Source organism: Chryseobacterium sp. Leaf201 (assembly GCF_001421435.1).
Lineage (GTDB): Bacteria > Bacteroidota > Bacteroidia > Flavobacteriales > Weeksellaceae > Chryseobacterium.
Genome location: NZ_LMKA01000057.1, coordinates 50,177 through 74,963, shown reverse-complemented (window position 1 = coordinate 74,963; position 24,787 = coordinate 50,177). Strand labels below are relative to the sequence as shown.

The window sequence follows — 24,787 nt, the reverse complement described above, 5'->3', positions numbered from 1 at the left end:
AATAGTGATTATGAAAAAGCTAATTTTAGGTATGGCTATCGTAGCATCAGCTTTTGCTTTCGGGCAGAAAGCGGGAGATGCAAACGCTAAGCTACAGGAAGCTAACAAAGCGGCAATGGATGCGTATGGTGCAAAAAACTATGCAGCTGCTGCCCCTAAGTTTATGGAAGTTTACAACTTGCTTAAAACAAGTGGTCAGGATAATAAAGTGTATATGTATTACGCAGGTCTTAATTATGCTTTGGCAAATGACATAGACCAGGCTACAAAAATCTATTCAGATCTGATCAACTCGGGTTACACAGGTGTGGAAACTACCTATACGGCGAAAGAAAACAAAACAGGACAGGTATCAAGCTATGATAAAGCTACCTGGGAACTGTTGAAAAAATCTTCATCCAAAGATTATTCTGATTTCAAAACAGAACAGTCTCCAAGTGTGGAAGCAGACCTGTATGAAACAATGTCAACCTTATTGTTAAACGCCAAGAAAAATGACGAAGCTTTGGCGATTATTGAAAAAGGCCTGGCAAAGTTCCCGAACAATGCTAAATTAAAAGAATACCAGGGAACAGCGTTATACGCTTCAGGAAATACAGATAAATTCATGGCGAATTTAAAAGAGCAGCTGGCTAAAAACCCTAATGATGCCACCAACTGGTATAATTTAGGTGTGCTTCAGGGTAAAAATCCTGAGACGGCAAACGAAGCCGTGGCCTCTTTCCAGAAAGCCATTGAGCTTAAACCTGATTTTTCCAATGCTTACCAGAACCTTGTGTACACGGTAATCGGGGACGATGAAAAAGCGGTAACCGATATCAATGCGGTAAGAAAAACGAAGCCGGATGAAGCGACCAAGTTAATTGAAGCCAGAAAGGAAAGGTTCATGAAAGCGACTCCTTATGCTGAAAAATGGTACCAGGCTGTACCTGCCGATATTAATAGTGTTCAGGTGTTAAAAGATATTTACAACACCACCAAGAATACGGCTAAGTATAATGAAATGAAAGCCAAAGAAACAGAGCTTAAGGCACAGCAGCCTAAATAATCCGGCGGGACCAGGATTAAATATACAAACCGGAGCATTTTTGTTCCGGTTTTTTTGTTGGCTGTTTTTAAAATGAAAAACAATACCAGGCCAGAAATAACCATTAATTGATACTTAAGATCGAATATATAACTAATTTAAAATCAGGTATTTTCAGGTGTTTCGTAAAACAGCAGGCTGTAAATTTCTGATCATAATAATAGGGTTGTTAAATAAAATATTCAGGTCTTGAAATTACTGTTGATTTCCTACATTATCCTCGAAAATCAACCTTGAAATTCTCTGCAATTCCGTATCTTTGAGAAAAATTTTTACAAAAATGATCGAGTGGAAAACCGCCAGGGAATACCAGGACATTACCTACAAAAAATGTAATGGTGTAGCGAGAATTGCGTTCAACAGACCGGAAATTCGCAACGCTTTCAGACCAAAAACAACTTCCGAATTATACGATGCTTTTTATGATGCTTCAGAAGATCCTTCCATAGGTGTCGTTCTTCTTTCAGGAGAAGGGCCGAGCCCGAAAGACGGAGGCTGGGCATTCTGCAGCGGCGGAGACCAGAAAGCGAGAGGGCACCAGGGATATGTAGGGGAAGACGGCAGGCACCGTCTGAATATCCTCGAAGTTCAGCGTCTGATCCGTTTTATGCCGAAAGTGGTCATTGCAGTAGTCCCGGGATGGGCAGTAGGCGGAGGCCACTCCCTTCATGTGGTTTGCGATCTGACACTGGCGAGTGAAGAACATGCGATCTTCAAACAGACGGATGCCGATGTTACCAGTTTTGACGGCGGTTACGGCTCTGCTTACCTTGCCAAAATGGTGGGACAGAAAAAAGCCCGCGAAATTTTCTTTTTAGGGAGAAACTATTCCGCTCAGGAAGCTTTGGAAATGGGAATGGTCAATGCCGTAATTCCTCATGCTGAACTGGAAGATACCGCTTATGAATGGGCACAGGAAATTCTGGCCAAATCCCCAACCTCGATCAGGATGCTGAAATTCGCCATGAACCTTACCGATGACGGTATGGTGGGACAGCAGGTTTTTGCAGGTGAGGCTACACGTCTGGCTTATATGACCGAAGAAGCACAGGAGGGAAGGAATGCATTCCTTGAAAAAAGAAAACCGGACTTCGGAAAAGATCAGTGGATTTCATAAATAAGAAGTTAGAGGTTGGAAATTAGATATTAGACTATGCGGTTTAAAATCTAACTTCTAGTTTCTTATTTCTAATATCTAAATTATTATGTCAGATTGGATAAAAGCCGCAAGGCTTAGAACATTACCGCTTTCGTTAAGCGGGATTATCATGGGTTCATTCATTGCAAAATGGAGGCTGTATGGTGAAGGCGGAACCTGGGACTGGAAGATTTTTGCTCTCGCACTTTTAGTAACGCTGCTGTATCAGGTGTTATCAAACTATGCCAATGATTACGGAGACGGGGTAAAAGGGACCGATGCAAAAAGAGCAGTAGAGGCAGAATCAAGAGCCGTGGCTTCCGGAAGAATTACGGCAAATCAGATGAAAAGTGCCGTAATCCTTTTGTCCATCTTGTCTTTCGCGGCAACGGTGGCACTTCTGTATGTTGCTTTCATCCCGGAATATATGAATGAATTTTATATTTTCATCGGATTGGGAGTGGCAAGCATCCTGGCGGCAATCGGGTATACGGTGGGAAAAAAACCTTACGGGTACATGGGATTGGGTGATCTTTTTGTCTTTATCTTCTTCGGACTGGTTTCAGTATGCGGAAGTTATTTCCTCTTTACAAAAACATTCAGCTGGGATATGCTGCTGCCTGGAACTGCCATCGGAATGATGAGCATGGCCGTCCTGAACCTGAATAATATGAGAGACATTGAAAGCGACCGTTTATCAGGGAAAAACAGTCTTGCACTGAGGATCGGTTTCAAAAATGCCATGATCTACGAAATGGTCTTATTGCAGCTTCCGTTGATTTTAATGCTGGTGTTTTTCGGGGTTAACGGATTTTTCCAGACTCAGAATTACTATGTTTTTATTGTTATGATTTTACTCCTTCCGTTAATGAAACTGCGGAGGCAGATCATGGCTGTAAAAAATCCCAGGGAGCTTGATCCGTTTTTAAAGCAGGTTGGCATCATGACTTTTGTAATGGCTGTTCTTACGGCTTTCGGGCTTAATTTTTTCAGTTAAATGTTTCTGATGTAAAATGAAAAATATTTCAGTCTGTAAAATAACTTCCTGTTTGTCAGTTATATTGTCAATCGTGTTTTTTTATGAACTGACAGTTGCTTTTAGCAGTATTAAAGAATTGATTTCAGACATCAGTCTGACTGCTTTTATAGTTACTGTTTTTGTAATTCTTAATTTTTCAGTTTCAATTTTACTCTTAATTAAAAAATTAAATCCAAAATTAATTTTAATAGCTTTCCAGATAATAATAATCATTATAACAAATTGGGCATTGTATGAAATTTATTCTTTCAATGGAGTGACTGTCATACATTCTCAAACTGTTTCTTAATTCAAAATAAATTAAAATGAAAATACAATTTTTAGGACAAAACTGTTTTTTGTTCACCTACAAAGACAAAACAATTTTAAGCGACCCTTTTTACAATTATAAAAAAGCGGAATCGGGCTTTGATATTACCGCTCAGAAAATCGATTATATTTTGCTTACGCACGCACATGGAGACCATATTGCAGATGTGGAGGAAGTATTACAGTTTCATCCTGAAGCTACCGTTATCGCTGTCCCTGAAATCTGCGGGTATTTTAAAAGTGCAAAGAACACAGACGATGTAAACTTAGGCGGATCCGCAAAAATCGATGATCTCAGCATTGCCATGGTTCCGGCTCACCATACGAGTTCTTTCCCGGACGGAAGCTACGGAGGCGTTCCTGTAGGATATGTTTTCAGGTTGCCTGAAGGTAAAAACTTATATATGGCAGGTGATACAGGTGTAATGGCGGATATGGAGCTGTTCCCGAAATTATACGGGAATCTGGATCTTTCTATTCTTCCTGTAGGCAGCCACTATACGATGGGACCTAAAGAAGCGGCTTTTGCAGCAGCAGAACTTCTGAAAACCCCGAAAGTAATCGGATGTCATTTCGATACGTTTCCGGCGATCGAAATCAGCCATGAAGAAGCACAGAAGCATTTTGCAGATAAAAATGTAGAACTTGTTTTACCGGCATTGGGCGAAACATTCGAATTTTAAATAATAAATAAAAGGAGAAGGTAATTTGGAAACTGAAATTAAAATGCTGAAGCATATAAAAACAAAAAAAGATAATTCTCAAATTACCTTACTTCAGTTTAAAACAAAAAAAATGGCAAGCTACCTAAATCACACCGCTACGACCAATTACCTTTGCTGCGTTCCCACCCTGGAGGATTCTCAGGAGCTGGTTGTTTAGGACTTGCCGTTGCAAAGATAGGAATATTTTATAAACCTGAAAATATTATCAGAGAAAAATAGTCGAAAAAATGCAGTAACAGCGCTAAACGGCTGAAAGGTAACGGAATAAATTTTCAACTTTTTTCTAAAAAATTACATATGACAAAAAGTCCATTAACACTAGGAATTATACTTTTTATCGCTACAATGACCGTCTTTTTTGTAGTGTATTCTTTTTACTCGGGAATCAATTATTTTGACATCTCCCTGAAAGCCAATGCTTTCGTGTTGCCGGTATTGTATGCCGGTATTGCTTTCTGGTCTGTAAAATCATACTGGAACAATCATCGGGTAGTTGGTTTTAAAGACGCATTCAAAAGGGCCTTCGTTCCGATGTTTGTTGGAGGCATCCTTTCAGTTTTAAGCATGTTTGCATACCTGAATTTTGTAGATACCGATGCGAAAAAACTGCTGAATTACCAGTATGTAACCCGCCAGAAAGCAGAGCTGGATAAAGAATATACGTCCGCAAGAAAAATCCTGAAACACCAGAAAGATATAGATGAACTGGACCAGAAATACAGTGAAAGACTTCAAAGTTTTACCCCTGAAGCCGTTAAAGGTAAAGATATGCTTACTGTAAGTCATTTTTCAGGATATTTTGCAGCAATTCTTATATTTTACGTAGTTTTGTCTTTGTTTTTCGGGGCGTTTTTCAGAACAAGAACGATCTATCAGGAAACAGAAAATCAAGAATAATTTTTATTAAGATTAAATGAATTTATCCATAGTTATTCCGCTATTGAATGAAGAGGCTTCTCTGGAAGAGCTTTTTTTAAGGATTGATACCGTCTGCCGGACCAACAGTTTATCCTATGAAATCTGGTTTGTAGATGATGGAAGTACCGATCTTTCATGGAGTATTATTGAAAATCTGAGGGTGCAGCATCCTCAGATCCATGCCATTAAATTTTCTAAAAACTACGGGAAATCCCAGGCGCTGCATGCCGCTTTTGAAAGAACGGAAGGCGATGTAATCATTACCATGGATGCTGATTTACAGGATTTTCCTGAAGAAATCCCTGAACTGTACAATATGGTGGTTCTTGAAAATTACGATATTGTTTCCGGCTGGAAAAAGAAGCGTTTTGATAATGTAATGACGAAAAACGTTCCTTCAAAATTATTCAATGCCGCAGCAAGAAAAGTTTCGGGCGTTGAGCTTCATGATTTCAACTGCGGATTAAAAGCGTATAAAAAACAGGTGGTAAAAACCATCGACGTGTACGGTGATATGCACCGGTATATTCCGGTTCTGGCAGCCAATGCAGGCTTCAGAAGGATCACGGAAAAAGAAGTAAAACACCAGGCAAGACCTTACGGAACATCCAAATTCGGTACAGAACGGTTTATCCGCGGTTTTCTGGATCTGGTAACCCTTTGGTTTGTGAGCCGTTTCGGTGGCCGGCCAATGCATTTCTTCGGTGCCGTGGGAACCATCATGTTCATCGTAGGATTTCTTTCCGCATTATGGCTGGGGCTTTCAAAACTGATTGATGTAGCCAGAGGAATTTACGGACACCTGATTACCGATAATCCATGGTTTTTCATTGCCTTAACAATGATGATTATGGGGACATTGCTTTTCATTGCAGGTTTCCTGGGTGAAATGATCATAAGGACCAACAGAGAGCACAAGAATTATAATATTGATGAAGTGATATAGGCTGAAATGAATAAAAAGAGTTGTCTGAACTGTGGTCATTCAGTCTCCGGTGAGTTCTGTTCTCATTGCGGACAGAAATCTGACACAGCAAGAATAACTCCCGTGTCACTTATCAGAAATGATATTCTCGGATCTATCTGGCATGTAGAAGCCCGGTTTTTCCATACCCTAAAAGAAATTTTGTTCAGGCCGGGAAGAACGGCAATGAATTATATTGCAGGAAAAAGAATCAGATACAATAATTTTATTTCGTTGTTGCTGGTTCTTTTTGGCTTTAATGTCATAGGATTCCATTTTTATGAAAGATTTGCATCTGCAGAAGAATTGTCATCTGATTCTGAAATTAGGGTCTTTTTTTCAAAATATTCCAAAACAGTTTTATTTGTTATTATTCCGATGTTGGGTGCCCATGCATATTTTCTTTTTAAGAGAATAAAATTGAATATAGCAGAGCATTTTATCATCGGAACTGTTAGCCTCTTAGGAATTTTAATCCTATTTTTGCTGGACGATATGGTAAGTCTGATCGGTTTGTGGAAACCCGTTTCAAAGATATTTAACGGTATTGACAAAATTTTATTCGGTCTTTCTATTCTGTTCCCGGCAATTACTTATTGGAATGCTTTTAAAAATTTATACTCGAAAGCAGGTTTACTGTGGAGGGTGTTCATTCTTTATGTTTTGATGGGAGCGGAAAGCCTTATTATAATTGCGGTTTTATATAAAATATTTTAAGCTGAATATGAAAAATATAGTGTACACATTCCTTTTGATGACGGTTATTTCCTGCGGAAAAGTTTCCCCGGAAGGAACCATTGAACGGAAAGATGTGGAAGTCCCGGAATTTGTAAATCTTGATCTGGAAGGGAAGTTCCGGGTGTTTTATGCCCGGGGAGACAAAAATTTCGTAGAAATAGAAACCTATCCCAATGTAGCGGACAATCTTGATGTTGATGTCAGTGATAAAACACTTTCCATCAAAGAAAAACGCGGCACAAAAAGCGTAGACTTTTATAATATAACGATTTATTCAAAATACAATCTGGAACAGGTGTCCATTGCCGATTCTGTGGAAATGAATATCTCAAGCGAAATTAAGACGGATAATTTTAGGCTTAATCTGAAAAATTATGCTACATTTATGGGTTCAGTGAATACCAGAAGGGCAGAAGTTGAAATGCTGAACCGGAGCCGGGCCAACTTTCTGGGCCAGAGCAAAGACGTTTTAATTAAAATTTCTGACACGGCAAGTCTTATTGCTCCTTACTGGAAAATTGACAACCTGAACATTGATTCTAAAAACGGAAACTATGCAGAAGTCAATGTGTTGGATTCATTGAAAGGGCATGTTCAGAATACCGCTAAATTTATTTATTACAACGACCCGATCCGTGCTTTTAAAATAGATAAGGAAACGCGTGTTGAAAATAAAAAATTAGATTAAAATGGAAGAGAAAAAATACAAAGAAAGTGATATTCAAAGTCTTGATGGAATGGAACATGTAAGGCTTCGTCCTCAATTGTATTTTGAAGATTGTTTTAAAGAAAACAATTTAAATTCTCTTGTATTTGGATCTCTTTGTCATGCCATTGATGAATATTTTGATGATAATTGCAACGAAATTATTGTTAGTGCTAAAGAAAATTCTTTTAACATAAGATATAATGCCGGAATGTCTTTAGAAAAATCTTGGGATTTGACTAAAGCTGAATGCATTATGACAAAAATAGGAGCTTGCAGTAATGAAAAAAAGCATTTAGAGGTGGGACATGAATTTTGTGATGTCGGAATGACACCAATTAATGCAGTCTCAGAAAAATGTGAATTAAAGACAATTTGGAACAAGCAAAAAGGTCATTTTATTTTCGAAAAAGGAAAAATAATTTTTAAAGAAATTTCTGGAACTGATATTTCCGAAGAATCTACAACAATTAGCTTTCAAATAGACAACGAAATTTTTGGAAATGCTATTTTTGAATTAAATGATTTGCAGCTGAAATTAAACTCATTAAAAGAAAAATTACCAAACTTAAAGCTGGAACTTTACAAACTATAAAATTACAAAATAGGAAATACAAATATGACAACATTAGAAAAAGCAAAACTTTGGTTGCATGAATCATTTGATGACGAAACAAGAAGTGCGGTTCAACTTTTAATTGAAGGCAATTCGCCGGACCTGGAAGACTCTTTTTACAGGGCCCTGGAGTTCGGAACCGGAGGAATGAGGGGAATAATGGGTGTCGGCACCAACCGTTTAAATAAATATACCTTAGGCCAGGCTACCCAGGGACTTGCCAATTACATGATCAGGCAGTTTCCCAATGAAGAAATAAAAGTAGCCATTGCATATGATGTCAGAAACAATTCAAAGGAATTCGGGAAACTGGTTGCGGATGTCTTAACGGCAAACGGAATTAAAGTTCTGCTGTTTAAGGACCACAGGCCGACTCCGGAACTGTCATTTACCGTAAGGGACAAACAGTGCCACGGAGGGATTGTTCTGACCGCATCCCATAACCCGCCGGAATATAACGGGTATAAAGTATACTGGAATGACGGAGCCCAGATTGTTCCGCCGCATGATGAAGCAATCATCAGTGAAGTACTTTCGGTAAAATTTGATGAAATTAAGTTCATCGGAAACGATAACCTGATTGAATGGATCGGGGAGGAGCAGGATGATGTGTACATTGATGCCTGTATCGCAAATTCTACCTATCAGAACGTGGGAAAGGAAAATCTGAATATCGTATTCACCTCCATCCACGGAACCACCTATACTACCGTTCCTAAAGCATTACAGAAAGCAGGATTCAAAAAAATCGATCTCGTAAAGGAGCAGATGATCCCAAGCGGAAATTTCCCGACCGTAGATTCTCCGAACCCTGAAGAACCGGCAGCATTGGAAATGGCGATGGACCTTGCGAAAATCACCAATGCAGATATCGTAATCGGGACAGATCCGGATGGTGACCGACTGGGAATTGCCGTAAGAAACCTGGATGGCGAAATGCAGCTGCTGAACGGGAACCAGTGCAATACAATCCTTACCTACTACATCCTGAACGAATGGAGAAAGCAGGAAAGGATTACCGGTAGCGAATTCATCGGTTCTACCATTGTAACCTCTGATATTTTCTTTGATATCGCCCAGAAATTCGGCGTGCAGTGCAAAGCCGGACTTACCGGTTTCAAATGGATCGGCAAAATGATCCGCGAAGCGGAAGGAAAAGAAAAATTTGTCTGCGGCGGTGAAGAAAGCTTCGGATTTATGACCGGGGATTTTGTACGTGATAAAGATTCATGCGGAAGCATCGTACTGGCATGCGAAATTGCAGCATGGTGCAAAGCCAACGGAAGAACCATGTATCAGTATTTAATTGAGATCTATCAGGAAACCGGAATGTATTACGAAGGACTGGTAAATCTGGTAAGAAAAGGAAAAGACGGGGCAGAAGAGATTTTGAATATGATGAAAGACTTCCGCGAAAACCCTCCGAAACAGTTGGCAGGCTCTCCGGTAGAAGAAGTAAAGGATTTCAAGGAACAGACCAATTTTGTGGTTTCAAAGAATGAAAGACTGGTGATGAACGATATTCCGAAATCAAATGTACTCATCTACTATACACAGGACGGAACCAAAGTCTGTGTAAGGCCTTCCGGAACAGAACCTAAAATCAAGTTCTATATTTCCGTGAAAGATTCCATTGCTTCAGAAGCAGATTTCAAAGACAGACTCATCTCGTTAGAAGAGAAAATTAATCAGGTAAAAAGCGACCTAAAATTAAATTAAATAAATTATAGTTATAAGTTTTGAGTCATGAATCATGAGTGAAAGCATCGTTGGGAAAAAAAGTTTTGAATTCGCCGTAAAGATTGTCTCTTTTTACAAAAAGTTCAGCTCGGAAAAGAAAGAATTTGTTATGTCTAAACAGATTTTACGTTCCGGAACTTCTGTAGGTGCCAACATACGTGAAGCTTTAAATGCCCAGAGCAGGCCGGACTTTATTCATAAACTATCGATTTCACAAAAAGAATGTGATGAGACAATTTATTGGTTAGAACTTTTATTTGCAACAGACTATATTTCAAAAGAAGAATTTGAAAGCCTGAAAAATCCGGCAACAGAAATTTTAAAAATGATTAGAAGTATAATTATTACGATAAAGAATAAAAACTCATAACTCATAGCTTATAATTTATAACAATAATAAAGTAACAATAAATAACAGTAAAAGTGAAAGTTTCAAAATTAGCGGCGAACCTGATTGGTTCTGAAATTGTAAAAATTGGTAACGAAGTAAATGATTTAAAGGCAAAAGGAGCGGAAATAGCAAACCTTACCATCGGTGATCTGAATTCTAATATTTATCCTATTCCTGCAAAGTTAAAGGAAGAGATTCAGAAAGCGTATCAGAATAATCTGACGAATTATCCGCCGGCTAATGGACTTTTATCTTTAAGAACAGAAGTTTCAAAAGACCTTAAAACAAGATGGAATTTAGAGTATTCAGCGAATGATATTTTAATTACAGCCGGTTCACGGCCTTTGATCTATGCGGTTTATAAAACCATTGTAGACGAAGGTGATAAAGTGATTTATCCTATCCCTTCATGGAACAACAACCATTACGCATACCTTACTTCCGCTGATGCTGTAGAAGTAAAAACAACCCCTGAAAATAATTTCCTTCCGACGGCTGATGATTTAAGGCCACATTTATCCGGAGCAGTTCTGTTGGCACTCTGCTCACCGTTGAACCCGACCGGGACTATGTTTACCAAAGAACAGCTGTCAGAAATCTGTGAACTGGTTTTAGCGGAGAACAAACAGAGAAGCGAAGATGAAAAACCGTTATACCTGATGTATGACCAGATTTATTCCAACCTTACTTTCGGGGCTGAGCACGTGGATCCGGTTTCCCTTTTCCCTGAAATGAAGGAGTATACAGTTTATATCGACGGGATTTCAAAATGCCTTGCTGCAACGGGTGTGCGTGTTGGCTGGGGCTTCGGTCCGGCCCACATCATGGATAAAATGAAAGCCCTTCTTACACACGTGGGAGCATGGGCGCCTAAACCGGAACAGGAGGCAACCGCAAAATATTACCAGAACCCGGATGATGTCAATGCTTTTGTAGAAGATTTCAAAGGAAAACTGGAAGAAAGCTTAAAAGTTCTCCATGCCGGAATTCAGGATCTGAAAGGAAAAGGGCTTGCTGTAGACAGTATTGAACCCATGGGTGCACTTTACCTTACCATTAAATTAGAGTATATCGGAAAGACAAAACCTGACGGTTCTGTGATTGAGAATTCTTCTGATCTGGTATTCTACTTAATTAATGAGGCCGGAGTTGCTTTGGTTCCTTTCTCCGCTTTTGGGGAAGAAAAGTCGGAGCCTTGGTTCAGGGCTTCTGTCGGAGGTTTAGCTACTGAAGAGATTTCTGCAATGATGCCGAAACTGGAAGAGGCTTTGAACGCTTTAAAATAACAGATAAGTTAAAAGTTATTAATTATGAGTGAAAGTATTGTCGGGAAAAAGAGCTTTGAATTTGCAATACATATTGTCAGTTTTTATAGGAAGTTTAGTGTTGAAAAAGAGAATACATTTTATCCAAACAAATCTTATGCTCAGGAACTTCTTATATTTCAAAGGAAGAATTTGAAAGTTTAAAGGTCAGGCTCTGGAAATATTAAAGATTAATAATCAACCCAAATAATAAGACTCATAATTAATAACTCATAACTACTTAGCATATGAAAATCATCGCAGTTATTCCCGCACGCTACGAAGCAAGCCGTTTTCCGGCAAAGTTGATGCAGATGCTTGGAGAAAAAACCGTTATCGCGACAACCTATAAGAATGTTCTGGAGACAGGTTTATTTGATGAAGTTTTTGTGGCGACAGATTCAGAGATTATTTTTAATGAAATTGTAAAGAATGGCGGAAAAGCAGTCATGACGGGTCAGCATGAAACGGGAAGCGACCGAATCGCAGAAGCTGTGCAGCATATCGACTGTGATATTGTGATCAATGTTCAGGGAGATGAGCCGTTTCTTAAATTAGAACCGCTGAAACAGCTGATCGAAGTATTCCATAATGATGAAAATCAGGAAATTTCTTTAGCTTCATTAAAAATCAGGCTCACGGAAAAAGAAGAAATCGAAAACCCGAATAATGTAAAAGTAATTACGGATAACAACGGTTTTGCCCTATATTTTAGCCGATCAGTGATTCCTTTTCATAGGGAAGTTTCTTATGAGGTAAGCTATTTTAAGCACATCGGGGTATACGCTTTTAGAAAGCATGCATTGATTCAGTTTTCAAAACTGGAGATGAAGCCGCTGGAAATTTCAGAAAAAATAGAATGCATCCGTTACCTGGAATACGGAATGAAAATCAAGATGATAGAAACCAATTTTATCGGAGTAGGGATCGACACGCCGGAAGATCTGGAGAAAGCAAGGAAATTACTTTCCGAGTAATCGACAATGATAAAACGGTTAATAGGTACATGGTACATTAATAAAAGCTTATATTTGAAATTATAAATAAATTGAATGAAGAAATTACTGTTAGTTTTCGTCCTGGTATTTTCCCAATGGTCTTTTGCCCAGACTGCAAAGGAAATCATCGATAAAAATATAGAATTATCTGGAGGATTAACAAATTGGAAGTTATTAAATTCAGTATTACTCCAGGGGAAAGTGATTTTAGGGGTTAAGGATGAATACCCGATAAAAATCTACCAGCAGCGTCCGAATCTTACAAAAACAGTGATTACCATCAGCGGAAAAGACACCGCTATCGAAGGCTATGACGGATCCAAAGGGTATGCGATGAACTATGCCAATAACAAAGTCCAGGAATATGCAGGATATGTACCTGAAAGTTTCGACAATGATTTTATTGATTGGGAAAAGAAAGGATTTGAAGCAAAATATCTGGGAAAAGAAAAGATCGGGAATATCTACTGCCATAAAGTTGAACTGACAAAGAATGTCAATAAAAACATGTATTATTTCGATACCAGAACCTATATGCTGTTAAGGGAAATAAAAAAGGATGAAACCCTGGATTATTCGGAATATAAAAAAGTGGGAAACCTGTCGATGCCTTTCAGGATTGAATCTGCCAGCACAAAAAAGGACGGGGATTATGTGATGATGATCAATAGGATTGACATCAACAAAGTATTTCCTTCCAATACGTTTAAATTCTAAACTAAATAAAAATATTATGAAAAGATTATTCATCATGCTGCTTTCTTTTGTTGCATTCTTTAACAGCTGTGCACAGAAAAAAAGCGAGGCATCTAAAGCCAAAACCAAAGAACTAATGGGAAAATCAATCTATGATTATAAAGTTCCGGCCCTGGAAGAAGGGAAGGAAATTAATTTTGCAGATTTTAAAGGAAAGAAAATCCTTATCGTCAATACAGCTTCAGAATGTGGCTTCACGCCGCAGTATGCTGATCTTGAAAAAGTATCTCAGGAGTACAAAGACAAACTGATAGTGGTAGGATTTCCGGCAAACAATTTCGGAGGCCAGGAGCCGGGAAGCAATAAGGAAATCGGTGCATTCTGCCAGAAAAACTTTGGCGTGACATTTCCTTTGGCTGCAAAAGTTTCTGTTAAAGGAAGTGATACCGCTCCGATCTTTAAATATCTAACCGAAAAAGAACTGAACGGTGTGAAAAATTCAACCATCATGTGGAACTTTACTAAATTCCTGGTTGATGAAAACGGAAAACTGATTGATTCTTTCGTAAGCACAACAAAGCCTACTGATGAAGCAATAACAAAGTATCTGAAATAGATTTTCCATAAAAAAAATTAACGGCTCCACTCAACTTGATATTAAAATATTACGTTGGGTGGAGCTGCTTTTTTAGAGTATATTTAAACTTATTTTATAGAACTACTTGTTGCAGACATTTATTGATAAATATAAAATCAGTGGTAATAGCCAAAAAATTAGTGTTGATCATTACTTTTCTCTGCAAAACCGAAAATATTTCCCAGTTCAATACTCGAATATCCGTTGCTTTTAATCTTGGAAGAATTGATCATGGCTTTTGCTAAAACATCCGTCGGGAGCGGTTTCTGACTTTCCAGAAGACCTAATGTATTGGCAAACTTTATAATTCTTCCTCCCAATACTTCTCCGGTCCGTTCAGAATCCTTTCTGTCCAGCATCCCAGGCCTAAAAATCGTGATTTTTTCAAAATGCAGTTGCTTTACCGCTTCTTCCAGCTCGCCTTTCATTTTAGAATAGAAGATTTTAGATTTCGGATCTGCACCGTATGACGAAACCAGGATATAATCATCCACATGGTTCTCTCTGGCTGCTTTTGCAAATTCATACTGGTAATCAAAATCTACTTTTCTCTGGGCTTCTTTGCCTCCTGCAGCTTTTAGAGTGGTTCCCAGGCAGGAAAATGCCACATCACCTTTTACTTTATGTTTCCATTTTTCAGGCTGGTCAAAGTTTACCACATGCACATTCAGTTTAGGATCCTGAATATCAACAGGTTTTCTTACAAAAATATCGACTTGTTCAAAGTCATGATCGTTGAGTAGCTGTTTAACCAGATCTTTTCCTGTAGCGCCTGTAGCACCGATGACGAGAGCTTTCATATAATACTGTTTGTGTGGTAATGTTTGTTTCTTAAAATTACTAAATTTGAAATTAATATCAGTCATCATTAATCACTTATCATCAATTCATGGATGCCAACGAAATTTTAGACTACTGCCTCGCTAAAAAAGGAGTAACGGAAAGTTTTCCGTTTGACAATGAAACCCTCGTCCTGAAAGTAGGGACAAAGATGTTCCTGCTGATGGCTCTTGAAAAACAGCCTTTGGGAATCAATGTAAAAACAGACCCTGAATGGAGTGCTGAGCTCCGTGAACAGTATCCGCAGATTACAGGTGCCTTTCATATGAATAAAACCCATTGGAATTCTGTCCTTACAGATGGACTGAAAAGGGATCTAATCCTGAAGCTCATTGACCAGTCATATGAACTGGTGTTTAATTCACTGACCAAAAAAGCAAAAGAGGAAATTGAGAATTCTAACACCTAACTTTTTGTAATATAAACAGTTTATTTCTATTTACTATTGTATTGTAAAGCATTATAACTAGCTGTATTAATGTTGTTTAACATAATAAATTTTTCAATAATATGTGATAAAAAACATTGGTCATACCACATTTTTGTTTTTCTTTGAAGTGTGAAACTAATTGCGCAATAGCTTAACATAAACCTATTATTAATCAAGAATTTTAACGCAATAAAAAATTTAAAGAAATTATCACGAAATGAACTTAAAATAGTAAATGGTGGGAAATTACCACAAAAATGATTCGCAGAAACTTCTTGTGGTTTTACTGCTACAACTACTCAGGATTGGACTCCACAACAGGCGAGTGAGTGGCGTGATAAAATTGAAGCAAACTATTGTCCTAAACCAACCTACAGTGGGCCTACTCAAAATTACGCATAAAAAGTAATCTAAATTATGCACTTATAGTGGACAATTATTGCACTATAAGTGCAATTTTACCATGAAAATACTGTCTATGAATCTCTGTGGAAAATTCCTTCAACTATTAATCTTATTTATTACTGTCTTATCTTCTGCCCAAACAAACCAACATGATTCTTTGCGTGGTGAATTTATATATTTTGTAAAAGCTAAATTTGATAAGCGCACTGATCACAGGAGCGAAGATTCATTTTTGTTACAAATTTCTGATAATCGTGCCTTTTTTGCTAATACAGTGTCCTTAAAAAGTGATTCTGTGATGGCGGTTTCCGGGACAACAACACATAATCCTGATGGAAGCATAACGCTTGGCTGGAAAAAAGGAGTAGGGATTCCAAAAACAAATTTTAATTTTACCATTATCCAGTCAAATGATAAGGTTGAGTATTTCGACTATGCCGGAATGGCATTACTTACTTATAAAGAGCCGGTAATCAAGAACTGGAAACTTGTTGATGAAGCAAAAATAATCAATACGATTACTTGTAAAAAAGCAGAAGTTACCTTTAAAGGAAGAAACTGGATTGCATGGTATTCCCCCGAAATTCCGTTTCCTTACGGTCCGTTGAAATTCAGCGGATTACCCGGATTGATCATTAAAATAACAGATGATAAAGGAGATTTTGATTTTGAACTGGTAAACTCCGTACCTAACTCTCAATTAAAGGGCAAAGTAATCAATATTAAGAAAACAAGATATACCGGAGCCATAGAAACGACGCAACTGAAACTGAAAGAAGCGGTAAGAAATGCTGCGGCTAATGCAGCCGGAGTATTGGCAAGTTATGGAACCACCATTATAAAAGGACAGGAAATGTTAAGACAGAGAGAAAAACAAAGAGAGGAAAACGAGAAATATGCAAATCCGCTGGAGCTGATTATTGAGTAATAAATCAAATCTTAAAAAATAAAATTCTCGGTTAATCTTTATTTTCATCCAGTCTTTCAATCAGCTTCTCCAGTCCTTCAAATTTAATTTCATCATAAAGGAAATCCTTAACTTGACAGTAGTATATTCACCATAACTATCTTCGTCAAAATTGATGATACAGACTTCAACTGTTAGTTTTTTCACCGTTTACCGTTGGGTTTGTACCCACACTCAGCATTCCTTCAATATAGAAATCGGTCCTGATTGGAGTGCTGATCTCCGTGAGCCGTATCCGCAGATTACAGGCGTCTTTCACATGAATAAAACCCACTGGAATTCTGTTCTTACAGATGGTCTGAAAAGAAATCTGATCAATTTATTGACAAAAAAAGCAAAAGATGGAATTGAGAATTCTCCTACATGGTTTTTTGTAATATAAACAGTTTATTTTTATTACTTATTATATTATAAAGCATTATAACTAGCTGTATTAATGTTGTTTAACATAATAAATTTTTCAATAATATGTGATAAAAAATATTTGTTATACCACATTTTTTGTTTTTCTTTGAGGTGTTGAAACTAATTGCGCAAAAAGCTTAAACACAAAACTTAAATTTAATTTTAAAATTTATTACAATGAAAAAAATAATTTTACTAGCCGGAATTTTGGCAACAGTAGCCGTAAGTGCAAATACGGTTACTCCAAAGTATGAGAATGATAAAAAATCAAACAGTAAGAAAGAAGTTACTTCAAAAAACAAAAACAAAACAACCTTAGAAACTAAAGTTGTGAAAAAACGACAGTGTGCAACTGTAACAGTAACCTGTACCTCTGCATATACCTGTCAGGATTGGACTGCTCAACAATGGGCTGAGTGGGGACAGCAAATTCAAAATAATTATTGCATGATTAATAGTCCTTTTACGCCTTAATTACTGCTTACTTCCAACATAGGGTCAACCCTGATTAATGGAATTATCATGAAATAATAATCATAGAACCGCTCAAACAACAATTTAAGTTGCTTTACAAAACCTTTATAAAACTTTGAGCGGTTCTTTATAAAGAAAAGATTATGAATTTTATAAAATTTTTTTTAACAGTTACATTTTTATTCTTTTACTCTATATCGTTTTCTCAAACAACTATGAGTGACTCCTTAAAAGGAAAATTCACTTATTTACTTCAATATATTCCTAACAATTTAAATAGGGAACATATTACTAAGGAACTTTTTTCCTTACAAATAAGTGATAAACGGGCCTTTTTTATCAGTGAAAATAAATTAAAGTTTGACTCCGTTTTTATTGCCGAATTTAATAAGCGTCCTGACAATATTAATTTGAGTAATATATCTGCAGGATCAAGTTTTCTAATTATCCAAACAAATAATAATTCTCAATTTTACGAGTCAATAGGAATAACGTTGCTATCTTATAACAGTTCAGTAATTGATAATTGGAAGCTGATTAATGAAACCAAGATAATTAATTCTATTGCCTGTAAAAAAGCAGAGGTAAGATACAAAGGCAGAGATTGGATTGCCTGGTATTCAACCGAAATTCCTCTTCCTTATGGCCCCTATAAATTTAGTGGTCTTCCGGGCTTAATTGTGAAAATAACGGATAAAACGGGAGACTATGATTTTGAATTGGTAAAGTCTGTATCAAGTTCTAATTTGAAGGGAAAAACGGTACCAATAAATATGGAGCATTTTCAAAGCGCAAAAGTAGTAACAAAAAAAGAATTAGTTCAGGCAAGGGTAAATTTCAGGGAAAATGCTAAATACCAATTAGAAAGCATGGGTACGATATTTTCACAGGATCCGAAAGATAATTTGCGTGAGCGGCAAAAAATAAATGAAGCGCAAAAAAAAGCACAAAATCCTATTGAATTAGAAGATTAAAATTGTACAACAAGTATTTGCAAATGTGGATTTGAGTTGAATTTTCAATCCAATTTATTGTTCTTTCAAGCAATACTTTAAAATTCAAATTCCTCTGCCAATTTTTTATCTTCATCCAGTCTTTCAATCAGCTTCTCCAGTCCTTCAAATTTAATTTCATCATGAAGGAAATCCCTGAACTTTACGGTAATATTTTCACCATAAATATCTTGGTCAAAATTAATGATATAGACTTCAACCGTTAGTTTTTCACCGTTTACCGTTGGATTTGTCCCCACACTCAGCATTCCTTTATACTGCAGGCCGTTGACAAAGACTTCAACAATGTAAGCCCCTTTTTTAGGCAGAAGTTTAATAGAATTTGTATCGATGTTGGCTGTAGGGTAGCCAATTGTCCTTCCGATTTTCTTTCCGTGAACCACAGTTCCGGAAACAGAGTAGGAGTAACCCAGCATTTCATTGGCTTTTCTGATATCGCCGGCGGAAAGGGCATTCCTGATCTTGGTAGAACTGATATTATTTTCGTGGATGTTGACGGCTTCCATCTGTTCCACTTCAAAATCCAGTTCCTGTGACAGTTTTTGCAGCAGTTCGAAATTCCCGCTTTTGTTCTTTCCGAAAGAATGGTCATATCCGATGATCAGATATTTCACATGCAGTTTTTCAATTAAAATCCGGCGGACAAACTCTTCACCGGTCAGATTCCGGAATTCTTCATCAAACTCTTTCAGAAATAAATTGCCGATGCCGTATTTTTCCATCAGGAATTTTTTTTCTTCCACGGTATTCAGCAGCTTCAGGTCTTCATTCGGATTGAAAACAAATCTCGGATGCGGCCAGAAAGTAAGCACTGCCGTTTCCAGATTATTTTCTTTACCTACGTTTATCAGCGTATCAATAATGCTTTTGTGCCCGAGATGGACCCCGTCAAACATCCCTAAAGATAGTGCTAAAGGCCTGTGGGAAGAATAATCTGAGAAATTTCTGAAAACTTTCAAAACGGAAAAAATTTGACTGCAAATATAGAAATAATGTAACAATGTATCGATATAACCGTTTATCAATATTTCCCGGCAATATGGCATTGTTCTGCATTCAGATTAAAACATATGAAAATTAGTGAAAAGTATGATAAAAATCTTTTTTTTACCAATTGTAGGTTTATGAAGAATCATTATATTTGCACCAAGAAAAAATTTAGCAATGGCAAACCAAATTAAAGGAAAAATTTCTCAAATTATTGGTCCTGTAATCGACGTAGTCTTTTCAAATGTGGAAGCAATTCCGAGCATTTATGACGCGTTGGAGATTACAAAAGGGAACGGTGAAAAAGTAGTCTTGGAAGTAGAACAACATATTGGTGAAGATACGGTAAGATGTATCGCAATGGATGCTACAGACGGTCTTCAGAGAGGGCAGGATGTAATCGGATACGGAAATCCAATCACAATGCCAATTGGTGAAGCTGTAAACGGAAGACTTTTCAACGTGGTTGGGGATGCTATCGACGGACTTCAAAATATATCTAAGGAAGGTGGTCTTCCTATTCACAGACCAGCTCCGAAATTTGATCAGCTTTCAACTTCTGCAGAAGTTTTATTTACAGGTATTAAAGTAATCGACTTGGTTGAGCCTTACGCAAAAGGAGGTAAGATCGGGTTGTTCGGTGGTGCCGGTGTAGGTAAAACAGTATTGATCCAGGAGTTGATTAACAATATTGCAAAAGGACACGGAGGTCTTTCTGTTTTCGCCGGAGTAGGTGAAAGAACGAGAGAAGGAAATGACCTTTTGAGAGAGATGCTTGAATCAGGAATTATCAAGTATGGTGATGATTTCATGCACTCTATGGAAAACGGTGGCTGGGATCTTTCTAAAGTAGACTTGGAAGCTATGAAAGATTCTAAAGCAGCATTCGTTTTCGGGCAGATGAACGAGCCGCCAGGAGCAAGAGCAAGAGTAGCACTTTCCGGTCTTACTTTAGCTGAGTACTACAGAGACGGTGGAGAAAGCGGACAGGGTAGAGACGTATTGTTCTTCGTAGACAATATCTTCCGTTTTACACAGGCCGGTTCTGAGGTGTCTGCACTTCTTGGACGTATGCCTTCTGCGGTAGGTTACCAACCGACACTGGCATCTGAAATGGGTGCGATGCAGGAAAGAATTACTTCAACTAAAAACGGATCCATTACTTCAGTACAGGCTGTTTATGTACCTGCGGATGACTTAACTGACCCGGCTCCGGCAACAACGTTTGCCCACCTGGATGCAACTACGGTACTGGACAGAAAAATTGCTTCATTAGGTATTTACCCGGCAGTAGATCCATTGGCTTCTACATCAAGAATCCTTGCTCCGGAAATTATCGGGGAAGAGCATTATGACTGTGCACAGAGAGTAAAAGAAATCCTTCAGAGATACAAAGCACTTCAGGATATCATCGCGATCTTAGGGATGGAAGAACTTTCTGAAGAAGATAAATCTGTAGTTTACCGTGCGAGAAAAGTTCAGAGATTCCTGTCTCAGCCTTTCCACGTAGCAGAACAGTTTACAGGGATCCCGGGATCATTGGTAGACATCAAAGATACCATCAAAGGATTCAACATGATCATGGATGGTGAACTGGACCACTTACCGGAAGCTGCTTTCAACTTAAAAGGAACCATTGAAGAAGCAATTGAAGCTGGACAAAAAATGTTAGCTGATAACGCTTAATAAATTAGACAAAAGGGATCAGATTCAAGACATGAGACTTTAATGTTGTCTGAAATCTGAAATCTGAAATCTTCAAATCTAAAGAAATGAATATAAAAATTTTAACACCAGAATACGTAGTTTTTGAAGGAGAAGTAGATTCTGTATTACTGCCGGGAAAGGATGGTGAATTCCACATCATGACCAACCACGCAGGAATTGTTTCTTCATTAGTCGGAGGTAACGTAAAATTATATACGAAATCCATCAGCGAAACGTATGTAAAATATTTTACCAAAGAAAATGAGAAAGACTCTGTTTTTTCTTATCCTATCACAAGCGGTGTTGTAGAATTTAATCATAATAAAGGAATTATCCTTTGTGAATAATTAAATGAAGAGCTAAATATATTTTCAAGAAAGTGTAACTTTGTTACACTTTTTTTTATGTATGTAAGAAGCAACCGGTTTATGAAAAGGAGTCTAATTATTTTATTTACAGTTTTGGGTATGATCCTAAACGCCCAGAATATCAGGACCAAAAGAGGCATTGTAACGATTGACGGAATACATGTGGCCAAGATCACCAATAAAGGCAGCCTCTATACTTTTATGGACCTTAAGGAAAACCCGGTGTATACGATGGAATTTATAGACAAAAGTATTGTCGATTCCGTACGGGACAGCTACATTAAATTAAACAGGATCTATAATCAGGAAAAAACACTTGAGTTGGATTATATTTCTCCGTCTGCATTTTCGGGTGAAGAGAAATCGGCAGTATATACGTCAATAAAAGGATTTAAGATCATTGATGAAAGAGGGATCAACATTAAAAACCTGGATGAGCTCTTTAAAAATAACCCGAAACGGAAGCTGGACAGCAAGACCAAAGATGCTTACACCACAAGAAGTAAAATAGACAAACTGAATATCACCGTTAATAATGTAGGCGAAATCCTGAGCAACGGAAAGCCGGTGGGATATTTCACCAATCTACCCGTAAGTTTCGGGTCTGATGATACCGTTACCGATAAAACTTTTGTTGATATTGAAATTTACGATGCCAAAAGCAAATACATCGGGAGATATATCACGACTACCAAACAGCTGAAATCCGCCGGCGGAAAAACATTTACCGTTTACAGGGAAATATCCGGTCGCGCAGCACTTTTAAAATTTCCAACGTATAAAGCCCTTGCAGAACGTATGGCTATGATGGATCCGAATTTTATTAAAATTCAGGAAAAAGTAATTGTTGGTGAAGTTACCAAAGACGGCGTTGAAAAATAAATGTATTCTAATTAAATTTCCGTTTAATTGTCATTCTGCAGATCAGTTTTTAAATTTTAACTGAAAATATCTAAAAATTAAAGACTTAAAATTACCCCGTTATCTTTCAGCTGCTGTATCGGTTTTGAAAACCAGAATAATTCAAAATTTTCAAAATTTTCTTCAAAATTTAACTTAAGTTGCTGAAGGGTAACTTTTTTCTGATTTTCAGAAGAATGGTCCTGAAACATTTTTACCAGCCACTTTGCCTGTTCCTGATCCAATTCTATGCTCACCGTATTGGTTTTTAAATGGACTGTAATTTTCGTGTACGGGTAATTATATTTCTTTTTTGTTTTTAAGCGATTCTCAGCGATTACGTTTTTGGTAATAAAAATGACTTTTGCGTTACCTTTGAACTTAAAATCCTCATCTTCCAGCAGACAGTCATGAATATAATCAGGATCGATGCTGGTCCGCGGAATTTTAAAGTCAAACCATTCCTGAAGCGGGATTTCAAAATTAATTCCGTGCATATAATTAAACAGTGATTTTTTTAATCCGAAACTGAATTTGCCGTGGTCAATCCCGGTTTTATCGGTAAAATCAATATCGTTATTTGCGAATAAAATTTCCTGTTTCAAAGGAGTCACTCCAAATTCTTCCGGATTGAGTCCAACAGGAGAGTGGGCAGTCATAGCAAACTGATGCCAGAAGCCGCTCTGCAAAATTCCCATTTCAAACATCTGGCGCACCATTTCCAAGGAATCAACCGTTTCCTGAACCGTCTGGGTCGGGTAACCGTACATCAGATAAGCATGGATCATAATTCCGGCTTCTGTAAAATTCCGGGTTACTTTCGCCACTTGTTCCACAGAAATTCCTTTATCAATGAGATTCAATAGACGGTCACTGGCCACTTCAAGCCCTCCCGAAACCGCTACACAACCTGAAAGTTTCAGCAGAAAGCACAAATCTTTAGTAAAACTTTTTTCAAAACGGATATTTGTCCACCAGGTAACGATAAGGTTTCTCCTCAGAATTTCCAGTGCCACTTCTCTCATCAAAGCGGGCGGAGCTGCTTCATCCACAAAATGGAATCCGTTTTCTCCGGTTGTTTTGATCAGTTCTTCCATCCTGTCTACCAGGATTTTAGCAGAAATCGGTTCATAAACTTTAATATAATCCAGAGAAATATCACAGAATGTGCATTTCCCCCAATAGCATCCATGCGCCATGGTCAGCTTATTCCATCGGCCGTCGCTCCATAAACTGTGCATCGGGTTGGCAATTTCAATAACGGAAATATATTGGTCCAGCTGTAAATCTGTATAATCCGGCGTTCCGATATCCGCCTGTTTATAATCCGGTCTTTTGGAATTATTTTTATAAATGACTTCTTGATTTTCAACCAGAAAGGTCCTTTTAAACTCAGATTCTCCGCTTTCATTGGCACGAAAAACATATTCATATAGGAGTTCCAGCGGAAGTTCGCCATCATCCAGCGTAATAAAATCAAAAAATTCAAATACCCTCTGATCCTTTACTTCCCTCAATTCTGTATTGGGAAAGCCACCGCCCATTGCTGTTTTGATGTGGGGGAAATGCGCTTTGATTAATTTTGCACACCTGAAAGCTGAATATAAATTCCCGGGAAACGGCACTGAAAAACAAACCAGTTTCGGCCGAACAGCTTCCAGTTTTTCATGCAGGATTTTTAACGTAACACCATCAATAAAGGTCGTATCTCCGGAAATTTTAGCATATAATTCATCAAAAGAATTGGCACTTTTCCCTAACCGTTCCGCATATCTGCTGAACCCGAAATCAGCATCTGTATGCTCAATAATATAATCAGATAGGTCTTCTAAATATAAGGTAGCCAGATGTTTGGCCTTATCCTGCAACCCCATGTTCCCGAACGCAAATTCCATATCATCCAGCTGATTGAACCGCGAAGCTTCAGGCAGAAAGTTCATGGAACAGATCTGTCTTGCCAGTGTAGGCGTTTTGCCCTGAAGGAAAGCAATTACCTGGTCGATTGTTTTTACATATTCGTCTCTTAACGTAAAAATCCTTTGGGAATTTTCTGAACTGCTGTGAACATCAATTTCTTTACTGAAAATCTTCTCCAGGCCTTCTTTTGAAAATAATTTAAGAATAACTTCTATCCCCAGATCCATCTGGAAGCTTGAGATATTTTTGGTATTAAGGAACCCTTTGATATAAGCTGTAGCAGGATAGGGCGTGTTAAGCTGGGTAAAAGGAGGCGTGATAAGAAGCAGGTCTTTCAAAAGGAAAATTTTTGCAAAGTTAATATTTAA

The 24,787-nt window shown here is 37.7% G+C and carries 27 protein-coding genes and 1 other RNA gene; 24 read left to right on the top strand and 4 right to left on the bottom strand.

All coding sequences use genetic code 11. The features are described from left to right. Positions 1-10: 10 nt before the first annotated feature. The 4 genes from ASE55_RS06020 to ASE55_RS06005 all read left to right on the top strand — a co-directional run bounded on the left by ASE55_RS06020 (position 11) and on the right by ASE55_RS06005 (position 4,256). Positions 11-1,048, top strand: a complete 1,038-nt coding sequence (locus ASE55_RS06020) for a tetratricopeptide repeat protein (RefSeq protein WP_056216613.1) — start codon at positions 11-13, stop codon at positions 1,046-1,048. Positions 1,049-1,367: 319 nt separating this feature from the next. Continuing rightward, positions 1,368-2,204, top strand: a complete 837-nt coding sequence (locus ASE55_RS06015) for a 1,4-dihydroxy-2-naphthoyl-CoA synthase (RefSeq protein ID WP_056216611.1) — start codon at positions 1,368-1,370, stop codon at positions 2,202-2,204. Positions 2,205-2,292: 88 nt separating this feature from the next. Further along, a complete protein-coding gene (menA, locus tag ASE55_RS06010) occupies positions 2,293-3,222 on the top strand; it encodes a 1,4-dihydroxy-2-naphthoate octaprenyltransferase (protein WP_056216609.1) in 930 nt (309 codons plus the stop codon). 347 nt (positions 3,223-3,569) lie between these two features. After that, complete coding sequence (locus tag ASE55_RS06005) at positions 3,570-4,256, top strand: metal-dependent hydrolase (RefSeq protein ID WP_056216608.1); 687 nt, start codon at positions 3,570-3,572, stop codon at positions 4,254-4,256. 110 nt (positions 4,257-4,366) lie between these two features. On the opposite strand, the gene ffs is transcribed toward ASE55_RS06005, so the two are convergent. After that, positions 4,367-4,464: signal recognition particle sRNA small type (gene ffs / locus ASE55_RS19845), an RNA gene on the bottom strand. Positions 4,465-4,595: 131 nt separating this feature from the next. Between ffs and ASE55_RS06000 the strand changes: the two genes are divergently transcribed. The 11 genes from ASE55_RS06000 (at position 4,596) to ASE55_RS05950 (ending at position 13,985) form a co-directional block, all read left to right on the top strand. Next, positions 4,596-5,195, top strand: a complete 600-nt coding sequence (locus ASE55_RS06000) for a DUF4199 domain-containing protein (RefSeq protein WP_056216606.1) — start codon at positions 4,596-4,598, stop codon at positions 5,193-5,195. A 16-nt stretch (positions 5,196-5,211) separates the two neighbouring features. Beyond that, a complete protein-coding gene (locus ASE55_RS05995) occupies positions 5,212-6,162 on the top strand; it encodes a glycosyltransferase family 2 protein (protein WP_056216604.1) in 951 nt (316 codons plus the stop codon). A 102-nt stretch (positions 6,163-6,264) separates the two neighbouring features. Next, positions 6,265-6,897: a DUF3667 domain-containing protein gene (locus tag ASE55_RS05990; protein ID WP_056216602.1), complete on the top strand. Its 633-nt coding sequence runs from the start codon at positions 6,265-6,267 to the stop codon at positions 6,895-6,897. Between the two features lie 7 nt (positions 6,898-6,904). Then, a complete protein-coding gene (locus tag ASE55_RS05985; protein WP_056216875.1) occupies positions 6,905-7,606 on the top strand; it encodes a GIN domain-containing protein in 702 nt (233 codons plus the stop codon). Position 7,607: 1 nt separating this feature from the next. Further along, the gene (locus ASE55_RS05980; RefSeq protein ID WP_056216600.1) at positions 7,608-8,219 is read left to right on the top strand and encodes a hypothetical protein; all 612 of its coding nucleotides are present in this window, start codon (positions 7,608-7,610) and stop codon (positions 8,217-8,219) included. A 24-nt stretch (positions 8,220-8,243) separates the two neighbouring features. After that, entirely contained in the window at positions 8,244-9,959 is a 1,716-nt protein-coding gene (locus ASE55_RS05975; protein ID WP_056216598.1) for a phospho-sugar mutase, read from the top strand. 34 nt (positions 9,960-9,993) lie between these two features. Next, on the top strand, positions 9,994-10,350 hold the full coding sequence (locus tag ASE55_RS05970; protein ID WP_056216596.1) for a four helix bundle protein: 357 nt from the start codon (positions 9,994-9,996) through the stop codon (positions 10,348-10,350). A 53-nt stretch (positions 10,351-10,403) separates the two neighbouring features. Beyond that, entirely contained in the window at positions 10,404-11,657 is a 1,254-nt protein-coding gene (locus ASE55_RS05965) for a pyridoxal phosphate-dependent aminotransferase (RefSeq protein ID WP_056216594.1), read from the top strand. Between the two features lie 266 nt (positions 11,658-11,923). After that, positions 11,924-12,652 carry a 3-deoxy-manno-octulosonate cytidylyltransferase gene (gene kdsB, locus ASE55_RS05960; RefSeq protein ID WP_056216592.1) on the top strand — a complete coding sequence of 243 codons (729 nt, stop codon included), beginning with the start codon at positions 11,924-11,926 and terminating at the stop codon, positions 12,650-12,652. Between the two features lie 75 nt (positions 12,653-12,727). Next, positions 12,728-13,390: a hypothetical protein gene (locus ASE55_RS05955; RefSeq protein ID WP_056216590.1), complete on the top strand. Its 663-nt coding sequence runs from the start codon at positions 12,728-12,730 to the stop codon at positions 13,388-13,390. A 16-nt stretch (positions 13,391-13,406) separates the two neighbouring features. Continuing rightward, entirely contained in the window at positions 13,407-13,985 is a 579-nt protein-coding gene (locus ASE55_RS05950; RefSeq protein ID WP_056216588.1) for a glutathione peroxidase, read from the top strand. Between the two features lie 158 nt (positions 13,986-14,143). On the opposite strand, the gene ASE55_RS05945 is transcribed toward ASE55_RS05950, so the two are convergent. Then, positions 14,144-14,806 (bottom strand): NAD(P)H-binding protein, encoded by a 663-nt coding sequence (locus ASE55_RS05945; RefSeq protein WP_056216587.1) that lies wholly within the window; start codon positions 14,804-14,806, stop codon positions 14,144-14,146. An 89-nt stretch (positions 14,807-14,895) separates the two neighbouring features. On the opposite strand from ASE55_RS05945, the gene ASE55_RS05940 reads away from it, so the two are divergent. The 6 genes from ASE55_RS05940 to ASE55_RS05925 all read left to right on the top strand — a co-directional run bounded on the left by ASE55_RS05940 (position 14,896) and on the right by ASE55_RS05925 (position 18,501). After that, on the top strand, positions 14,896-15,255 hold the full coding sequence (locus ASE55_RS05940) for an MmcQ/YjbR family DNA-binding protein (protein ID WP_056216585.1): 360 nt from the start codon (positions 14,896-14,898) through the stop codon (positions 15,253-15,255). Positions 15,256-15,432: 177 nt separating this feature from the next. Beyond that, entirely contained in the window at positions 15,433-15,537 is a 105-nt protein-coding gene (locus tag ASE55_RS20905; RefSeq protein ID WP_410493005.1) for a bacteriocin-like protein, read from the top strand. Positions 15,538-15,739: 202 nt separating this feature from the next. After that, positions 15,740-16,609, top strand: coding sequence for a GLPGLI family protein (locus tag ASE55_RS05935; RefSeq protein WP_317041550.1), 870 nt, complete (start codon positions 15,740-15,742; stop codon positions 16,607-16,609). A 154-nt stretch (positions 16,610-16,763) separates the two neighbouring features. Then, positions 16,764-17,030: an MmcQ/YjbR family DNA-binding protein gene (locus ASE55_RS19840; RefSeq protein WP_082474359.1), complete on the top strand. Its 267-nt coding sequence runs from the start codon at positions 16,764-16,766 to the stop codon at positions 17,028-17,030. 200 nt (positions 17,031-17,230) lie between these two features. Further along, the gene (locus tag ASE55_RS05930) at positions 17,231-17,527 is read left to right on the top strand and encodes a hypothetical protein (RefSeq protein ID WP_056216582.1); all 297 of its coding nucleotides are present in this window, start codon (positions 17,231-17,233) and stop codon (positions 17,525-17,527) included. 143 nt (positions 17,528-17,670) lie between these two features. Beyond that, positions 17,671-18,501: a GLPGLI family protein gene (locus tag ASE55_RS05925; protein ID WP_056216581.1), complete on the top strand. Its 831-nt coding sequence runs from the start codon at positions 17,671-17,673 to the stop codon at positions 18,499-18,501. Positions 18,502-18,578: 77 nt separating this feature from the next. Here ASE55_RS05925 and ASE55_RS05920 read toward each other — a convergent pair whose 3' ends face one another. Next, entirely contained in the window at positions 18,579-19,499 is a 921-nt protein-coding gene (locus ASE55_RS05920; RefSeq protein ID WP_056216579.1) for a bifunctional riboflavin kinase/FAD synthetase, read from the bottom strand. Positions 19,500-19,704: 205 nt separating this feature from the next. Here ASE55_RS05920 and atpD point away from each other — a divergent pair, with 205 nt between their 5' ends. From atpD to ASE55_RS05905, 3 genes are all read left to right on the top strand, one after another. Further along, positions 19,705-21,213: a F0F1 ATP synthase subunit beta gene (gene atpD, locus ASE55_RS05915; protein WP_056216577.1), complete on the top strand. Its 1,509-nt coding sequence runs from the start codon at positions 19,705-19,707 to the stop codon at positions 21,211-21,213. A gap of 86 nt (positions 21,214-21,299) precedes the next feature. Next, the gene (locus tag ASE55_RS05910) at positions 21,300-21,581 is read left to right on the top strand and encodes a FoF1 ATP synthase subunit delta/epsilon (RefSeq protein WP_056216575.1); all 282 of its coding nucleotides are present in this window, start codon (positions 21,300-21,302) and stop codon (positions 21,579-21,581) included. 120 nt (positions 21,582-21,701) lie between these two features. Continuing rightward, positions 21,702-22,484 carry a hypothetical protein gene (locus ASE55_RS05905; RefSeq protein ID WP_238585003.1) on the top strand — a complete coding sequence of 261 codons (783 nt, stop codon included), beginning with the start codon at positions 21,702-21,704 and terminating at the stop codon, positions 22,482-22,484. A gap of 77 nt (positions 22,485-22,561) precedes the next feature. On the opposite strand, the gene ASE55_RS05900 is transcribed toward ASE55_RS05905, so the two are convergent. Then, complete coding sequence (locus ASE55_RS05900) at positions 22,562-24,757, bottom strand: B12-binding domain-containing radical SAM protein (protein ID WP_056216573.1); 2,196 nt, start codon at positions 24,755-24,757, stop codon at positions 22,562-22,564. Positions 24,758-24,787 lie beyond the last annotated feature (30 nt).

Bases quoted from the DNA above. Each gene is read 5' to 3' on its own strand.
- ASE55_RS05930 (WP_056216582.1), top strand. From the start codon at position 17,231: ATGAAAAAAATAATTTTACTAGCCGGAATTTTGGCAACAGTAGCCGTA.
- ASE55_RS05935 (WP_317041550.1), top strand. From the start codon at position 15,740: ATGAAAATACTGTCTATGAATCTCTGTGGAAAATTCCTTCAACTATTA.
- ASE55_RS05950 (WP_056216588.1), top strand. From the start codon at position 13,407: ATGAAAAGATTATTCATCATGCTGCTTTCTTTTGTTGCATTCTTTAAC.
- ASE55_RS05910 (WP_056216575.1), top strand. From the start codon at position 21,300: ATGAATATAAAAATTTTAACACCAGAATACGTAGTTTTTGAAGGAGAA.
- ASE55_RS05970 (WP_056216596.1), top strand. From the start codon at position 9,994: ATGAGTGAAAGCATCGTTGGGAAAAAAAGTTTTGAATTCGCCGTAAAG.
- ASE55_RS05995 (WP_056216604.1), top strand. From the start codon at position 5,212: ATGAATTTATCCATAGTTATTCCGCTATTGAATGAAGAGGCTTCTCTG.
- ASE55_RS05940 (WP_056216585.1), top strand. From the start codon at position 14,896: ATGGATGCCAACGAAATTTTAGACTACTGCCTCGCTAAAAAAGGAGTA.
- ASE55_RS05985 (WP_056216875.1), top strand. From the start codon at position 6,905: ATGAAAAATATAGTGTACACATTCCTTTTGATGACGGTTATTTCCTGC.
- ASE55_RS05925 (WP_056216581.1), top strand. From the start codon at position 17,671: ATGAATTTTATAAAATTTTTTTTAACAGTTACATTTTTATTCTTTTAC.
- atpD (WP_056216577.1), top strand. From the start codon at position 19,705: ATGGCAAACCAAATTAAAGGAAAAATTTCTCAAATTATTGGTCCTGTA.
- ASE55_RS05975 (WP_056216598.1), top strand. From the start codon at position 8,244: ATGACAACATTAGAAAAAGCAAAACTTTGGTTGCATGAATCATTTGAT.
- kdsB (WP_056216592.1), top strand. From the start codon at position 11,924: ATGAAAATCATCGCAGTTATTCCCGCACGCTACGAAGCAAGCCGTTTT.
- ASE55_RS06020 (WP_056216613.1), top strand. From the start codon at position 11: ATGAAAAAGCTAATTTTAGGTATGGCTATCGTAGCATCAGCTTTTGCT.
- ASE55_RS19840 (WP_082474359.1), top strand. From the start codon at position 16,764: ATGATACAGACTTCAACTGTTAGTTTTTTCACCGTTTACCGTTGGGTT.
- ASE55_RS06015 (WP_056216611.1), top strand. From the start codon at position 1,368: ATGATCGAGTGGAAAACCGCCAGGGAATACCAGGACATTACCTACAAA.
- ASE55_RS05980 (WP_056216600.1), top strand. From the start codon at position 7,608: ATGGAAGAGAAAAAATACAAAGAAAGTGATATTCAAAGTCTTGATGGA.
- ASE55_RS05955 (WP_056216590.1), top strand. From the start codon at position 12,728: ATGAAGAAATTACTGTTAGTTTTCGTCCTGGTATTTTCCCAATGGTCT.
- ASE55_RS05905 (WP_238585003.1), top strand. From the start codon at position 21,702: ATGATCCTAAACGCCCAGAATATCAGGACCAAAAGAGGCATTGTAACG.
- ASE55_RS06005 (WP_056216608.1), top strand. From the start codon at position 3,570: ATGAAAATACAATTTTTAGGACAAAACTGTTTTTTGTTCACCTACAAA.
- menA (WP_056216609.1), top strand. From the start codon at position 2,293: ATGTCAGATTGGATAAAAGCCGCAAGGCTTAGAACATTACCGCTTTCG.
- ASE55_RS06000 (WP_056216606.1), top strand. From the start codon at position 4,596: ATGACAAAAAGTCCATTAACACTAGGAATTATACTTTTTATCGCTACA.
- ASE55_RS05945 (WP_056216587.1), bottom strand. From the start codon at position 14,806: ATGAAAGCTCTCGTCATCGGTGCTACAGGCGCTACAGGAAAAGATCTG.